The 15,074-nt window shown below is 61.7% G+C and carries 15 protein-coding genes and 1 tRNA gene; 8 read left to right on the plus strand and 8 right to left on the minus strand.

The window, feature by feature from the left end; translation table 11 throughout:
• Nucleotides 1-16 precede the first annotated feature (16 nt).
• Complete coding sequence (locus NKH04_RS19060) at nucleotides 17-694, plus strand: DsbA family oxidoreductase (RefSeq protein ID WP_352471875.1); 678 nt, start codon at nucleotides 17-19, stop codon at nucleotides 692-694.
• Between the two features lie 6 nt (nucleotides 695-700).
• Here the strand turns inward: NKH04_RS19060 and NKH04_RS19065 are convergent, their stop codons facing one another.
• Nucleotides 701-1,135 carry a hypothetical protein gene (locus NKH04_RS19065; protein WP_352613631.1) on the minus strand — a complete coding sequence of 145 codons (435 nt, stop codon included), beginning with the start codon at nucleotides 1,133-1,135 and terminating at the stop codon, nucleotides 701-703.
• Between the two features lie 624 nt (nucleotides 1,136-1,759).
• On the opposite strand from NKH04_RS19065, the gene NKH04_RS19070 reads away from it, so the two are divergent.
• Nucleotides 1,760-3,649 (plus strand): ABC transporter ATP-binding protein/permease, encoded by a 1,890-nt coding sequence (locus NKH04_RS19070; RefSeq protein WP_352682747.1) that lies wholly within the window; start codon nucleotides 1,760-1,762, stop codon nucleotides 3,647-3,649.
• A 268-nt stretch (nucleotides 3,650-3,917) separates the two neighbouring features.
• A complete protein-coding gene (gene mgtE, locus NKH04_RS19075) occupies nucleotides 3,918-5,282 on the plus strand; it encodes a magnesium transporter (protein WP_353014113.1) in 1,365 nt (454 codons plus the stop codon).
• A gap of 56 nt (nucleotides 5,283-5,338) precedes the next feature.
• On the opposite strand, the gene gor is transcribed toward mgtE, so the two are convergent.
• The 3 genes from gor to rpiA form a co-directional block, all read right to left on the minus strand.
• Nucleotides 5,339-6,727 carry a glutathione-disulfide reductase gene (gor, locus tag NKH04_RS19080; protein ID WP_353044757.1) on the minus strand — a complete coding sequence of 463 codons (1,389 nt, stop codon included), beginning with the start codon at nucleotides 6,725-6,727 and terminating at the stop codon, nucleotides 5,339-5,341.
• A 117-nt stretch (nucleotides 6,728-6,844) separates the two neighbouring features.
• Nucleotides 6,845-7,423: a DUF2059 domain-containing protein gene (locus NKH04_RS19085; protein ID WP_352542027.1), complete on the minus strand. Its 579-nt coding sequence runs from the start codon at nucleotides 7,421-7,423 to the stop codon at nucleotides 6,845-6,847.
• Nucleotides 7,410-8,141 carry a ribose-5-phosphate isomerase RpiA gene (rpiA, locus tag NKH04_RS19090; protein ID WP_023675034.1) on the minus strand — a complete coding sequence of 244 codons (732 nt, stop codon included), beginning with the start codon at nucleotides 8,139-8,141 and terminating at the stop codon, nucleotides 7,410-7,412. The genes NKH04_RS19085 and rpiA overlap by 14 nt, the downstream gene beginning before the upstream one ends.
• Nucleotides 8,142-8,285: 144 nt before the next feature.
• Here rpiA and NKH04_RS19095 point away from each other — a divergent pair, with 144 nt between their 5' ends.
• Entirely contained in the window at nucleotides 8,286-8,969 is a 684-nt protein-coding gene (locus tag NKH04_RS19095) for a phosphoglycolate phosphatase (protein WP_352873387.1), read from the plus strand.
• Between the two features lie 103 nt (nucleotides 8,970-9,072).
• Nucleotides 9,073-9,147, plus strand: a tRNA-Val gene (locus NKH04_RS19100).
• A gap of 34 nt (nucleotides 9,148-9,181) precedes the next feature.
• Here the strand turns inward: NKH04_RS19100 and NKH04_RS19105 are convergent.
• Nucleotides 9,182-9,394 (minus strand): hypothetical protein, encoded by a 213-nt coding sequence (locus tag NKH04_RS19105; RefSeq protein WP_023717618.1) that lies wholly within the window; start codon nucleotides 9,392-9,394, stop codon nucleotides 9,182-9,184.
• A gap of 257 nt (nucleotides 9,395-9,651) precedes the next feature.
• Between NKH04_RS19105 and NKH04_RS19110 the strand changes: the two genes are divergently transcribed.
• Together NKH04_RS19110 and NKH04_RS19115 are read left to right on the plus strand one after the other, a co-directional pair.
• Nucleotides 9,652-9,903 carry a PepSY domain-containing protein gene (locus NKH04_RS19110; RefSeq protein WP_023675031.1) on the plus strand — a complete coding sequence of 84 codons (252 nt, stop codon included), beginning with the start codon at nucleotides 9,652-9,654 and terminating at the stop codon, nucleotides 9,901-9,903.
• Nucleotides 9,904-10,030: 127 nt separating this feature from the next.
• On the plus strand, nucleotides 10,031-10,507 hold the full coding sequence (locus tag NKH04_RS19115) for a hypothetical protein (protein WP_353044785.1): 477 nt from the start codon (nucleotides 10,031-10,033) through the stop codon (nucleotides 10,505-10,507).
• Nucleotides 10,508-10,518: 11 nt separating this feature from the next.
• On the opposite strand, the gene NKH04_RS19120 is transcribed toward NKH04_RS19115, so the two are convergent.
• Together NKH04_RS19120 and NKH04_RS19125 are read right to left on the minus strand one after the other, a co-directional pair.
• Nucleotides 10,519-12,411 carry a L,D-transpeptidase family protein gene (locus NKH04_RS19120; protein WP_353044758.1) on the minus strand — a complete coding sequence of 631 codons (1,893 nt, stop codon included), beginning with the start codon at nucleotides 12,409-12,411 and terminating at the stop codon, nucleotides 10,519-10,521.
• 219 nt (nucleotides 12,412-12,630) lie between these two features.
• Nucleotides 12,631-13,377: a 3-oxoacyl-ACP reductase family protein gene (locus NKH04_RS19125; protein WP_352471883.1), complete on the minus strand. Its 747-nt coding sequence runs from the start codon at nucleotides 13,375-13,377 to the stop codon at nucleotides 12,631-12,633.
• Nucleotides 13,378-13,475: 98 nt separating this feature from the next.
• Between NKH04_RS19125 and NKH04_RS19130 the strand changes: the two genes are divergently transcribed.
• Nucleotides 13,476-14,090, plus strand: coding sequence for a TetR/AcrR family transcriptional regulator (locus tag NKH04_RS19130; protein ID WP_352471884.1), 615 nt, complete (start codon nucleotides 13,476-13,478; stop codon nucleotides 14,088-14,090).
• Nucleotides 14,091-14,123: 33 nt separating this feature from the next.
• Here the strand turns inward: NKH04_RS19130 and NKH04_RS19135 are convergent, their stop codons facing one another.
• A complete protein-coding gene (locus NKH04_RS19135) occupies nucleotides 14,124-15,032 on the minus strand; it encodes an alpha/beta hydrolase (protein WP_353044759.1) in 909 nt (302 codons plus the stop codon).
• Between the last annotated feature and the right edge of the window lie 42 nt (nucleotides 15,033-15,074).

Consider the following 15,074-nt stretch of genomic DNA (forward strand, 5'->3'; position numbering starts at 1 on the left):
ACAACAGGAGATCAAGATGAACGACGAGAGCTCGATTACCGTCGATGTGGTCTCCGACGTCGTGTGTCCCTGGTGCTTTATCGGCCAGAAACGGCTCGACAAGGCGATTGCCGCCGTCGATATCGACGTTCACATACGCTGGCGGCCCTTCCAACTCGACCCAACAATCCCGCCCGAAGGCAAGAACCGCCGCGACTATATGGTGGCGAAATTCGGCAGCGAGCAACGCATCCGCGAAATCCATGCCCGGATCGAACCGCTGGGCGAGGCTGAAGGCATCTCCTTCGCATTCGACGCCATCAAGGTCGCGCCCAATACGCTGGATGCGCACCGTCTCATTCGCTGGGCCGGCACGGCCGGCGAGGCCATTCAGAACCGGCTGGTGCGCCGGCTGTTCCAGCTGAATTTCGAGGAAGGCGCCAATCTCGGCGATCATGCCGTGCTGATCGAAGCCGCCCGCGAGGCCGGCATGGATGCGTCCGTGGTCGAAACGCTTCTGCCGACCGACGCCGATGTAGAGGCCGTGCGCACCGAAATCGCCACCGCTTCGCGCATGGGCATATCGGGTGTGCCGTGCTTTCTGCTTGAAGGCAAATATGCGGTGATGGGTGCCCAGGACGCCGATACGCTCGCCGATGCACTCCGCCAGGTCGCCGCGGCCAAGGCACGCGGCGAACTGGAAACAGCGAACTGAGTCGGACTATTTCACGGTCACCTTGGCCTTGCTGACGAAAAAGCCATGGCCATGCTTGCCGGTGCAGGTCAATCCCTTGGTGGATGACTGGCAGGAAAATGGCCCCTTGCTCCAGCTGTTGCCGTAGGCCAGCCTGGTGACGCCGCCGCAGCAGCCTTGCTCGCCCGGATTCTTGATCAGCGTCGCCGGGCCTTTCGGGCCGAGGATGATCGTGACGTAGCTGGGCTCGACGCGCGAACAACTCAGTTCCGGTCCGCCATCCTGTGGCTCGTAGGTGCTGGTGCCGCCGTTCGGCGTGTAGATGCAGCCGATATTGCCGGACGGCGTGTTGAACTCGATCTGTCCCTCGGCATTTGCGGGAACGGTCTGGCTGCCGGCATATGTTTGCGGCAGCCAGAAAAATGTTGCGAGCGTCGCGACAAAAAATGTCCGTGCAAGCATGGCGAACTTCCCCCCGGTTCAAACCTGGATGCGTCCGGCAGGTTCAATCCGAAGCGCGTGTTTGTCAAACGCGGTTTGTGCGCGCTCTTAAAAAGGCACGGGCCAATTGATAGATCTTCATCCCGGACTGTGTCGGCAAAGTCATTGCTTGGCCGACTACGGGTCCTGACAAGGCGGCTTCAACCACGAATCATACGTCACGTTCTGGCCGCCGACGAGGCCGGACTGGCCGTGAAGGCGGTTCAGGCTGTGAAGATCGGCCGCTGGAAGGCGCTTCTATGTTCACAAAGCTGTGTGAAGACCTTCCCTTGGGGAAGATCTCTACTTGCTCGGGCGCAGGCAAGTAACTAATTGAAATTTCGTTGGTATTCCGCCCCTCGAAACGTGACGGCACAGCGCCGTGATCATTCATTCTGTTGCTCCACTGCAACGGCCGGCAAGCTAAGCCACCTGCGACTGGTGAAAAGCTAATGGAAAATGATCAATTGGTGTTACTGTCCGTAACAAAAGAAAAATCGTTTGGGCGGGATAGTGATTCGGGTCGATAGACCAACGCGACATTCAATATCGGAAAAATGGCTCCGCGGTGCCGCAAGGCAGTCGCCCCTGACGCCCGTATCGTCGATGCGCAGCTTCTGGGGGCTGATGCGGGTCTACTGGTTCTCGGACCGCTGGAGGGAAGCCTGGACGCTGACGCTGGTGATCGCGCTGATCATCGCGCTGTCCAGCAAAGCCGACGTCTGGTTTACGGTAGCTGGGGCTGAGCTGGCGACTTCGATCGCTTTTTTCCACGATGCCGCGAACACGACGCCACTCAAGACAATACTGACCAACGCCGGTTGGCTGGTGCTGCTGGTCCTGCTCAAGGACTTGGTTATTGCCGGCATTCACAACCTGGTTTCCAAGACATTGCATCGCAAATGGCGTGGCTGGCTGGACAGCCGATTCAACGAGGCCCTGCTCGACTCTAACCATACGCATTTCCATGCCCAGCATGGCTCTTCCGGGAATGCAGCTCCCGACAATATCGACCAGCGCGTGCAGGAATCCATCAAGGCCATGACTGGCGGAGCCATCGGGCTTGCTTCGGGTGTGCTAAGCGTCTTCGCTTCGTTCTACTTTCTCGGTGGCGAATTGCTGAAAAACTCTGTCGAGGTGAAGGGCCTGGAGTTTCTCGGCAGCTACGGCAGCGCCGTCCTTGCTCTCCTGGCAATCGCTGTGTATGTGCCGTTCAACACCTGGATCGCATTGAAACTCGGCCGAATGCTGGAGTGGCTAAACGTCAGAATGCAGCAGGCCGAAGGCAGTTACCGCAGCGAGTTGATCACATTCCTGCGCCGCAGTTTTCATGTCGCCGCATCGCAGGGCGAGAATGTGCAGAAGACTGTAAACAGCCAGCGTTATGCCGACATTGACCGTACCTGGGCCAGACTGAACATCGTCAATACTGGCTACGCCTCGTTCGAGCTGATCTATAATTTCATCGGTGCCAAGATTGTCGCTTTCGGGCCAGGGCTCGTGCCCTTCATCCACAACGGCCTCGACCTCAAGGGTTATCTGACAGCTTCCGGCCAGGTCGATAAGCTGATCAGCAACTGTTCGTGGTTCATCCATGTGATGCCGGACATCGCCACCTTGCGCGCCAACAGCCAGCGCGTCATCGAATTGGCGCAGGCAATCGAGAACGTGCAGCAGCCACAGGAATTCTATCAGCAGACCGGCCGGTCCGACTTCCGCTACGACCACCAGAACCCGGTTTTCGGACTGACCATCCAGAAGCTCGAACTGGCGCATCAGGGCGAGGACGCAACGCCCTTCCTGAGTGCCGCGAACTTGCGCTTCCGGCGTGGCGAGTGGACTTTCCTCAAGGGCGAATCCGGTTGCGGCAAGACCTCGCTCGTCAAGGCGATCAACGGCCTGTGGCCTTATGGCCGCGGCACCATCGTCTTCCCGGAAGGGGTCAGGAGTTTCTACGCCGCCCAGGAGGTGAAGCTGCAGCAGGTTTCGTTGAAGCAACTGGTCTGCCTGCCTGGTTCCGAGCATGATTACGCCGACATGCAGGTCGCATCCGCCCTGCACAAGGCCGGCCTCGGCGATTTCATCGAGCATTTGGCCGATGAGAGCCGTGAAGGAAAGATCTGGGATCAGGTTCTCTCGGGTGGGCAGAAACAGAAGCTGGTTGTCGCCCGCATCGTGCTGCAGCAGCCGGGATTGCTGTTCCTCGATGAAGCCACCGGCGCGCTCGACCCCGATGGACGGATCGCCTTCCACCAGGCGATCAAGGACAATTGCCCTGATGCAACCGTGATCTCGATCATGCATGAGGCGACGCCGCCGAGATCGCTCGCGGGCACCGAATTCTACCACAGCGTGGTTGCGATCGCCGACGGCGTCGCTACCAAGAAGCCGCTGGTTCCGAGTCTGCCGGTCGAGCTCACCACCATCCTCACGCAGCCGACACGGCCGGCCGAGGACAAGTGGCTGCGCTTTCCCCGCCGGCTGAAGCAGAGATAGCCGCGGCACCACTGCCGGCATCCAGCCACTGCCACGTAGCCCGATCACAGTCTCGCGATCCGCCGGTTTGCCGCCGTTTTAACCCGCTCTCGCGATTGACTCGGCAAGGCGCGCTCCTATGTTGCGCCGGCTTGCAGAATCTCAACTCGAACCCGCGAGCAGAAAGGTCACCGCGCCATGCCTGGCGACAGTCACAGTCGAACGCAACCGCCGTCCGCTTGACGTGACCTGACAGGCTCACGTCCTGCCGGACGGCAAGGAGTGAGCTATGAACGAGTTTTCCCCTGTCGCGGGCGGCGATGCCATCGCCATCGCTCGCGTACTTGCCAACGAACACGTCGCCGACATCGTCGAGGCCTTGAACCAGGAGCCCCGCGAGACGGCATCGGAGCTGCTTTGCGAAGTGCCGTTCGGGCGGCTGGTGGAGATCTTCGACCAGCCTGAACTCGACGGCGCATCCGAACTGGTCGAGGCGCTGCCCCGCATCAAGGCAGGCAGACTGCTTGCCGCCATGTCGGTCGATCGCGCCGCCGACATACTGCGCGATCTGAACGAGCCGGCTCGTTCCGAACTGCTTGGTGGCCTGGCGCCACCGCTGCGCGCGACGCTGCTTGCCATTCTCGGCTATCCCGAAGGCAGCGCCGCCTCGCTCATGACGACCGAATATGTCAGCGTGCCGCCGGACTGGAGCGTGGCCCGCACGCTGGATTATATCCGCAAGGTGGAGCGGACGCGCGAAACCGTCTACGCGATCTACATCGTCGATCCGCAAACGCATGTCCTGTTGCGCTCGACCAGCCTGCGTCGACTGATCGCTGGCGGGCCCGACGAGCTGATCATGGCAATCGCGCCGGATCGTGCGCCTATCACCGTTTCACCGCTGACCGATAGTGAAAAGGTTGCTCAGTTGATCTCGAAATATGATCTGCTCGCCGTTCCGGTCGTGGACAACGGCAAACTGCTCGGCATCGTTACCATCGACGATATTATCGACACGATGATCGACGAAACGACGGAGGATGTGCATCGTTTCGGCGGCATGGAGGCTCTCGACGAGCCCTATATGAAGATGGGCTTTCTGGCGATGATCCAGAAACGCGCCGGCTGGCTGTGCGCGCTGTTTATCAGCGAGATGCTGACCGCCAACGCGATGCAAAGTTACGAGGGCGAGCTGGAAAAGGCGATCGTGCTGACGCTATTTATTCCATTGATCATGAGCTCCGGCGGCAATTCCGGCTCGCAGGCGACCTCGCTGGTCATCCGGGCGCTAGCGCTGCGCGAGATCGGCCTTGGCGACTGGTGGCGGGTGGCATTGCGCGAGCTGCCCACCGGCCTGGTGCTTGGCTCGATTCTTGGCGTGGTGGGCGTCTGCCGCATCGCGCTCTGGCAGTATCTCGGCTTCTACGACTACGGCCCGCACTGGCCGCTGATCGCAATGACGATCGGCGCCACGCTGGTTGGTATCGTCACCTTCGGCTCGCTGTCTGGATCGATGCTGCCCTTCGCCCTGAAGCGCATCGGCTTCGACCCGGCCAGCGCATCGGCTCCGTTCGTCGCCACGCTGGTCGACGTCACCGGCTTGGTGATTTATTTTTCGGTTGCGCTGGTGATCCTGCGCGGAACGCTGCTGTAAAAAACTCACACACTTCCATCGCGGCAATCTCGTTGCCGCGATGGGTTCTCGTCGCGTCAGACGCGCTCACCATCTCTCACCCGGTAAGTCGGCTTGTACATGGTGACGAGTTCTTCCGCCGCGGTCGGATGTACCGCCATGGTGCGATCGAAATCATCCTTGGTCAGGCCGGCCTTCAGCGGTATGCCGAGAAGCTGCGCCATTTCGCCGGCATCCGGCCCGAGGATGTGGGCGCCGAGGACCTTTTTCGAGGCGCCGTCGACGACCAGCTTCATCAGCATCTTTTCGTCGCGGCCGGAAAGTGTGTGCCGCATCGGCCGGAAGGTGGCGCGGTAGATTTCAACATCCGAAAAGCGCTTTGCCGCCTCATCCTCCGACAGACCGACCGTACCGATCTCGGGCTGCGAAAAGACTGCGGTAGCGATCGTGTCATGGTCGGGCGCCGTCGGCTTGTCCTTGAAGGCAGTCTCGACGAAGCACATCGCCTCGTGGATTGCCACCGGCGTCAATTGCACGCGATGGGTGACGTCACCGATTGCCCAGATGTTGTCGATGTTCGTGCGGGAGTATTCGTCGACGTGGATTGCCCCGGTATTGGTCATCTCGATGCCGACGCCTTCCAGGCCCATGTTCTCGGTATTGGGAATGCGGCCGATGGCGAGCATGACCTGGTCGACCGTCAGCACCGTGCCGCCGGTGACAAGCGCGTCGAGCCGGCCGTCAGGCCGCTTCCTGACCCACTCGGACACGGCGTGGCAGAGGATTTTTATCCCCTTCTTTTCCATCGTTTCGTGCAGCACACGTCTGAGGTCCATGTCGAAACGGCTGAGGATCTCCTTGCCGCGGTAGACCAGCGTCGTGTCGACGCCGAGGCCGTGAAAGATGTTGGCGAATTCGACGGCGATATAGCCGCCGCCCTCGATCATGATTGCCTTCGGCAGTTCCTTGAGGTCGAAGGCCTCGTTGGAAAAGATGCAGTGCTCATGGCCGGGCAATGCCGGATGCGGCGCCGGTCGCCCGCCGGTAGCGATCAGGATCTGGTCGGCGGTAACGGTGCGATCCTCACCAAGAAGATGCACCACATGCCGATCGACCAGGATGGCGCGCGAATGAAAGACCTCGCCGCCGGCGCCCTGCACGTTCTTCTTGTAGATGGCCTCCAGCCGGCTGATTTCGCGGTCCTTGTTGGCGACCAGCGTCTGCCAGTCGAAACGCGCCTCAGGCACCGTCCAGCCATAGCCGGCGGCATCGGCGAAATGCTCGGGGAATTGCGAGGCGTAGACATAGAGCTTCTTCGGCACGCAGCCACGGATCACGCATGTGCCGCCATAGCGATATTCCTCGGCAATGCCGACACGCTTGCCGAGTGCGGCCGCGACGCGCGCCGCCCTCACCCCGCCGGAGCCGCCGCCGATGACGAAAAGATCGTAGTCGTAACCGGCCATGGCTGAACTCCTTGCCCCTCAAACCCCGAGACAGGTAGGCTGCCGACTATCAAAAGAAAAGCCCGGACTTGCCGGGCTTTTGGTCCAGTGGCGGTCAGGCGGCCCGGAAGTCCGCAATCAATTCGGTGTAGCGTCCGCGGGAGCTGCGCCATCGGCCGGAGCGGTACCGTCGGCAGGTGCAGCCGGCGCTTTGGCATTCGCCGCCGCACCCAGGGTCTCGCCGACCTGCTGGGCGAGATCGCGAGCCAGGCCGTTCTGCCAGATCTCGGCAGCCTTCACCAGTTCGCGCGTCACGATCGGGCCGTTGTCGAGCAGCTTCTTGCCGGAATCGGAATTGTAGAAGGCGGCAATTTCATTGAGTTCCTTTTCCGAGAACACCTTTGCATAGGCGAGCGCCGCTTCCTTTTCCAGGTCGGCGCGGCGCGATGCCAAGGCCATCGCCTTCTCGTTGATCGTCTTGGCGATCAGTTCCTGCATGTCCGGGTTCTTCTGGATCATCTGCTGCTCCAGTGCCGCGGCTGCTTGCGGCAGGATGCTGTCGAACGTATCCGTCGCATGGATCGCCGCGACGGCGGCGCGCGCCGCCTTCAAATGCGCATCGGTGACGTCCTGCGAAAACGCAGGCGACGAAAACGCGAAAACGGCCGAGGCCGCCAGAATGGCAAAAAAGCGGCCAACCCGGTTATGCAACATCATGATCGGTAAAACTCCCTGATTTTCGGGCGGCATGGACGGTTTGAATGCCGTCGCCGCCGGCTATGATGGCCGTTGATGCCAGCCCGATGAAAAGACCATGCTCGACCACGCCCGGAATGGCGTGGAGAGCATTCGAAAGCGCTCTTGTATCCGGAATGCGGCCAAAAGATGCATCGAGGATAAAATGGCCGCCGTCTGTAACAAATGGCTGGCTCCCCGTCATCCTCAATGTAACAGGGCCGGAAAGGCCAAGGTTTGCAGCCGCCGCGCCGACCGCAATTTCGGTGGCGCGCAGGCCAAACCGGTTGACTTCGATGGGCAGCGGAAAACGGCCGATCATCTCGACCATCTTGGAGCTGTCGGCGATGACGATCATGCGGGCGGAGGCCGCCGCGACGATCTTTTCGCGCAGCAGCGCACCGCCGCCGCCCTTGACCAACGTCAGCGCCGGATCGATCTCGTCGGCGCCGTCGATGGTGAGGTCGAGCTCGGGGGTTTGCTCGAGGGTGGACAGCGGCACACCAAGCTCGGTGCAAAGGACGGCGGTGCGCTCAGAGGTCGGCACGCCGATGACAGTCAGGCCGGTGGCGACCTTGTCTGCGAGCAGCCGCACGAACTCGTCCGCCGTCGTGCCGGTGCCGATGCCGAGCCGCATGCCATCCGTGACATGGGCAAGCGCTGCCCGCGCGGCCTCAACCTTCAATTGCCTCGCATCCATGCTGGGTCCCGAGATTTGTTTCGGCGCTCGTAGCATTTTTGCCGGGTTGGTCAAAGGACCTTGCCCGCGGTGGATAAGCCGTCTTGCCTGAACGGGCCGCAGCGGTTATCGCCTGCCGGCAATCAAATCGTCACAGGACAGGCCATGACCCGACCGATCATCGTGTTCGACCTCGACGGGACGCTGATCGACACGGCGCCGGACCTGCTCGACAGTCTCAACCACAGCCTTGCCGCCAGCCAGCTCGCGGCCGTCGACGAAGCCGGCTTCAAGCGCTTCGTCGGCCATGGCGGCCGGGTGATGATCGAGCGTGCTCACGCAGCGCAGCACAGGTCGCTGGCAGTGGAGGAGCACGACCGCCTGCTCAAGCTGTTTCTGGACCATTACACCGTTAACATCCCCGGCAAATCGCGCCCCTACCCTGGCGTCCCCGAGGCGATCGCACGGTTCGAGGCAGCCGGTTACCTGCTGGCCATCTGCACCAATAAATACGAGGCCAATTCGGTGGCGCTGATCGAGGCGCTCGGTATGACCAGGCATTTCGCGGCGATCTGCGGTCAGGATAGTTTTCCGTTCCGCAAGCCCGACCCGCGCCATCTCACGCAGACCATCGCGCGCGCCGGTGGCGACCCGCACCGTGCACTGATGGTCGGTGATTCGCAGACCGACATCGACACGGCGAAAGCCGCCGGGATTCCGGTGGTGGCAGTCGATTTCGGCTACACAGACCGCCATGTGCGAGAGTTCGAGCCGTCGGCGGTAATCTCGCATTTCGATTCGCTGACGCTCGATCTGGCACAAAGACTGATGGCCGCGGCAGAGGGCTGAAAGCCGGTCATCGGGCGGACCGCCAAATGCCGACCGACAAGTGGTTGACTTAGCAGGCCGGCCTCCCTTATATCGCGGCGCGCTTGGCCCTCGGGCAGCGAGCGGGCGATTAGCTCAGCGGGAGAGCACACCCTTCACACGGGTGGGGTCGCAGGTTCAATCCCTGCATCGCCCACCATCTGCTTTCCTGAATCAATTCCAAGCCGGAGCGGCTAGCAGCTGCAGGTCGCCCCCTCGCCGCCAAAATTCTTTTGGGCGAAATTCAAAGCGCTGCTGTAGCTCGTATAGCTCTGGAACTGGCAAACGTTGGAGCCGGCCCGCACCTTCATCTGCTCGATATCCCAGAACGAAACCTCGATGCGGTCGTCGGCGCAATAGACCGTATAGCGTTCAGGTTCCAGCGCCTCGGCTTTCTGGACAGGCATCGAAATGGCCGGAATGGAAAATATGAAAAGTACAAATATGATGGCATGATGCATTTGCATGTAGCCCCCCGAATGACCGCCGGCACTATTATGGCCGCGATGTTGAGGCGACGCATCATGATTTTAAGCGACCTGCCTTTCTTTCGGCAGCCATAAATCAGGTACGGACGGCGCCTCCTTGTAGCGCAACCCTCCGCGATCCCGGAACAAACCTGCATGGACGTGAGTTTCTGCTGATCGAGATGTGAGGGAAAGCCATGTCCAGACTTGTTTTGGCGGCCGCCGTGCTGCTTGTCGGCGGATCGGCCTTTGCCGCGGACGAAAATCCGGTGCCGCCGCAGAATGCCAAGAAGCTGTCGGAAATCATCGCCAAGGTCGAGCAGCGCGACGACTTCCGCTACATCAAGGAAATCGATTGGGACAGCGATGGCTACACCGTCATTTATTACACGAGCGACAAGGCCAAAGTTGAAATCACCTATGATCCGGTGACAGCCGCGCCGAAATGAAGCTGGCCGCCAACGGTCCAGATTCTAAAAAATGGCGCGCCTCGAAGGCCCCCGGCCTTCGGCACGCCCTTGCGTAGATATGACTTTGATGGCTGACTGGGTGCTATCATTGCGCGCGGGGGTGGGCATGGCGACGGCAAAGCACGTATTGAAACGCTTTCTGATGATGCTCGCGGGTTATTTCATAGCGGTACTGGTTGGGCTGATCGCGGTGGCGGCGATCTATGGCGGGCTGAGTTCGCTGCCAAATGCGCCGAATTATTTCGACGTCATGGGTGTCACCCCCATTGCGGTGCTGCTGTTGCCGCCGCTCGGCATGTTCATCTATTTTCTGACGATCGTGCTGACCGGCCTGCAGACGCTGATCTTCGCACTGATTGCCGAGTTTTTCTCGCTGCGCTGTTTTTGGCTGCACATGGTCTTCGGCGCGGCGGCCGCTGTTGGCGGCTTCGCCTTGATCTGGCCCAGTGTACCGGATGACACGAACCCGGAGCGCTGGGCCGATATCGGCATCATTGCCGCCGCAGGCATTGTCGCGGGCCTGGTCTATTGGCTCATCGCCGGACGCGATGCCGGTTTCCGGCGCCCACTGTTTCAGCGCTAGAACCGCATTCGTCAGCTTGCCGGCGAACGCACCGCTTCCGTGCTGTCGAGCGCCTGCTGCAGCCTTGTATCGCGGCCGTAGACGTCGTTGAAATATTCGACCTTGCCGGACAGGTCCGGCCACGCGGTGAAATAGGCGACATAGACCGGGATCTTGCGTGTCACGTCCTCGGTCGAATGTCCGTGTTTCAGTTTGTCCTCGATGTAGTCGACCGAGGTGCCGAGCACGGCAGCGGCCATGCCGCGCGGATCCTGCAAGCGAACGCAGCCATGGCTGAGCGCACGCATGTCGCGCTGGAAAAACGACTTCTGCGGCGTATCGTGCATGTAGATTGCATGCTTGTTGGGGAACAGTATCTTCAGCTCGCCCAGCGCATTGGCCTCGCTTGGCAGCTGGCGCACGCCGTAGGGTATCTTTGCGCCGTAGGCGCCCCAATTGACCGAGGACGAGGGAATGCGCTTGCCGCGGGCATCGACCACCTCGTAGCCGGCGCGGTCGAGATAGCCAGGATCCCGGCGCAGCCGCGGCAGCATCTCGTTGACCAGGATCGATTGCGGCACGCCCCAATAGGGATGGAAGTCGACCTGCTCTATCTGGTCATAGAAGAAAGCAGTCTGGTTGGTGGGCCTGCCAACCACGGCGCGGGTCTTCAGCTTCTCCTCGCCATCATCGATATAGCTCGCGGTGAAAGCCGGCTGGTTGATGAAGACGCGCGGGCTGCCAAGGTCGGAAGGCAACCAGCGCAATTCTTCGAGCGCAACCCGAACCTTCTGAACTTTGTCGGCCTTGGACGTTCCGGCCAACGATGCAACGGTACGCGGGCCGATGACGCCGTCGCCTTTCATGCCGGCCCGTTTCTGCACCGCCTTGATCACCGGCACCAGCTCCGGATCGTAGACCTCGCTGGTAGCGAGCCTCGCCAGGACCTCGCCATAGGCGCCGCCCATCTCGTCATCGAGATTGCGCGCGATCTTTGTCAAAAGCTTCGGCAGCTCGGGGCTGGTCTGCCCCGGCTTCAACAGCAGATCGGGATCGATGGTGATTTCGTCTTCGGCGCTGGCCTGGAGCGCTTCCAGTTCGACGCGCAGCGCCTGATACTCGGAATTCTGTGGATGCCGTGACTCGAGATAAGTGCGCACTTGCTGGGTATGGGCCAGCGTCTTCAGCACCCCTTCCATGTCGAGCGGCTTCGGCGGAAAATCGTAGTAGCCGGTTATGCGGTTGGGATCGACGCGGCCGCTTTGTGCGTCACGGGCGTAGCGCAGGACACGCGCCGACAGCGCCATCTCGAAGCGGACCAGCTCTTTCAGGCGTTCATCGACATTGCCGGCCGATGTGCCTGCTGCCGGAACTTCGACGGTGTAGTCGGCGGGCGTCAGGCCGTAGCTCACGGCCTCGCCCAGCACCCGCACGGCATCCTGGGCACGGCTGCTGGGACTGGTTCCCGCCACCCAGATGAAATCCGGATTGGCCGAGTAATAGGCGATCAGCGCCTTGGCGATGTCCTTCTCGGCGTAGAGGTCATAGCCGTCGAGGCCGGCAATGGCTTCGCGGAATGCAGCCCCGGTGGCCGCCGGCTCGAAAGCAGCGTCCTGAGGCGTTGCTGGTTCAGGCGCTGCCGACAGTGCCGAAAAATCGACGCGCACCAGCGGATCGCTCTTGTAGGTATAATAGGACGGGCTGCTGATTTGCGCACCACCACCGGAAGCGGCCGGCGCCTTGGGCTTCGGCTTGTATTTTGACGGTGGCGGCGGAAAGTCACTTTTCGGCGGTGCGTGTTTGACGCCGCCGCCGAAAAGCATGTCGAAGAACCCTTGCGCTTCAGCCTTCGGCGCCCCGAAGGCCAGCATTGCCGCGGCCACCGCAAACGGCAGCACGGTTGCTTTGTTTCCAAGGACTTTCATGGATCACCCGCTCCGGTTGAACCGGATCCCGTTCCGCACCGCTTTCACGGTCTCGCCCACCGCATGGCGGATGTAAGGCGTGACTACACTGATTCATACTGATTTCGTTAAGCTTTCATAAATTTCGGAACGTCTGTTGCAGAAGGGTTTCACAAGATCGTGACGGGTCGAGTCAATCCGTCATCGCCCCCGTTAATGATAGCGCCCGTGAGCCAAGCCTCAAGCGTTGGCGCCACCGTCGATGGTCAATGCCGTGCCTGTCACGAAGCGCCCTTCGGGACCGGCAAGCCAGGCGACCATGCCGGCGATCTCGTCGGCCGTGCCGAAGCGAGGCATCGCCATCTTCTGGCGCTGATGCTCGGCGTGCGGGCCGGCTGCCGGATTCATGTCGGTATCGGTCGACCCCGGATGGACGACATTGGCGGTGATGCCGCGCGGACCGAGATCGCGTGCAAAGGCCTTGGTCAGGCCAACCAAGGCAGCCTTGCTGGCCGAGTAGGCGCTCAGGCCGGCGTCCGTGGCACGCTCGGCCAGATTGCTGCCGATCGAGATGATCCGGCCACCCTCGCCCATATGCGCTGCTGCCGCCTTGGCGGCGACGAACGGGGCTCTGAGGTTGACCTCCATCGTCTCGTCGAAATCGGCAAGCGACAGGGCATCGATCGGCGCAGCGCGCCAGATCCCGGCGCTATTGACCAGGATGTCGAGCCGTCCGAAGGCTGTTGCTGCCTCATCGACTGCCGCCTCGATCGCCCCAGCATCGCGATTGTCGGCCTTGATGGCAAAGGCCCGGCCGCCGGCCGCCTCGATTTCCCTGACCACCGCACACGCCCCTTCCTCGCCATTCACATAGGTGATCGCCACGCCTGCCCCGTCGGCCGCGAGCCTTCTTGCGATCGCCGCACCAATGCCGCGGCTGCCGCCGGTGACGAGGGCGGCCTTGCCGTTCAAGCTTCTGGATGACATCTGCTTCTCCATTTTGTAGTGATTGATACATAAATATCTGCCAGCCTTGCTGAACCACGTCAACGGAATTATGTATCGATCAATACAGAAAGAATGCCATGCCGGAACGAGGCCGCCCCCGCACCTTCGATCGAGCCGCCGCCTTGCGGCGCGCAATGGAAGTGTTTTGGGCCAAGGGTTATGAGGGCGCGTCGATAAGTGACCTGACCGCTGCAATGGGCATCAACTCACCCAGCCTCTATGCCGCCTTCGCCAGCAAGGAAGCGCTGTTTCTCGAGGCAACCGAGCTTTACACGCGGGTCGAGGGAACCGAGATCTGGTCCGCGCTGGAAAAGGCGCCGACCGCGCGCGAGGCCGTCGAACGGTTCCTGCGGCAGACTGCCAGGGCCTATTCACAGACCGGTCGTCCGCAAGGCTGCCTTATCACGCTCGGCGCATTGCACCAGGATTCAAGCCGCGGCGCCATCTGCGATGATCTGCGCCGTCGCCGCGCCGAAAACCGCGAAGCCTTGCTGAGACGCCTCGAGCGTGGCGTCGCCGAGGGAGAGTTGCCGGCCGATTTCGACTGCGGTACGGCCGCGACCTTCTACGCGACCGTGCAGCACGGCATGTCGATCCAGGCGCGCGACGGCGCGTCGCGCTCGGCTCTTCTGGCGACGGTGGCCGGGGCAATGGCGGCTTGGATAGCGATGGCCAGCACCGGGGCAGCGTGACGTCGAACCCGGCTGACAAGAACGATATTCAGGTCACTGCAGAGACGGCTCGAGCCTGCCGGCAACGAAGCCAACGGCACGCTCCGCCACACCCCTGTCGGCGAGAATGCGGCGGTGGCCGAGCCCGTCGGCCCAGTAAAGCCGCACATGGTCGCCGGCGCGCGTGTAGAGCCTTGCATGCTCGGCGGACACTTCGCGGTCGTCCGGCGCGTGGATCACCAGCGTCGGCAGCGGCGTGCTTGCGAGCTGGCGGTCACCGGTGAACTCGTGCAACGGCCGGCCGGCGATGCGCTCGACCCGGTCGGCCATGGCGGCCTGCGAGCGCGAGCCGACATTCAGCATGCGGCTGAAATCAGCGAAGATCGCCGGCAGCGAGCTCGGCGCGGCGATAAGCACCAGCGGCCCGGCCGCCAATCGCGGGATGTTCCTGATCGAACCGGCGACGGCGTTGGCGGCAACGGCACCACCGAAGGAATGGCCGACAATGGCGGCAAACGGCCCGAACCATTCGCCGGCAACCCGTGCCGCATCGACCGCGGTGACCAGGGTAAGCCGGCGGCCCTGCGACTGGCCGTGGCCCGGCAGGTCGAGCGAGACCACCTTGTAGCCGGCATCGCGATAGGCTTCGATCAGCGTGCGCATGTATTCGGTGCGCGAACGCCAACCATGGATGACGAGCACGGTGCCGGCAGCCGCCCTGCCCGGCTCGGGCCGGAACTCATGCACCATGACGCAGCCGGTTCTGGTCTTTAGCCGATGATGGCGTGCCTGGGTCATGAAATCGGCGGCGCGGTCGATTGCGCGGCGCTCGCCTTCGCTCAAGCTTTTCTCGTGCGGCGTGCGGCAGAACAGCTCGAATGCAGCACGCCCGGTGAGTCGCGGTGCCACATGCTCAGCCACGCCGAACGTGCCGCGGATGACCTTCAGTCCAAATGATGCCATAGTGGCGATCCATTCATTGGTTCAAGCATGAACATAATAGTT

Origin of the sequence: Mesorhizobium sp. M1365, assembly GCF_040317865.1 — a bacterium.
In the GTDB taxonomy this organism is placed as follows: Bacteria; Pseudomonadota; Alphaproteobacteria; order Rhizobiales; family Rhizobiaceae; genus Mesorhizobium.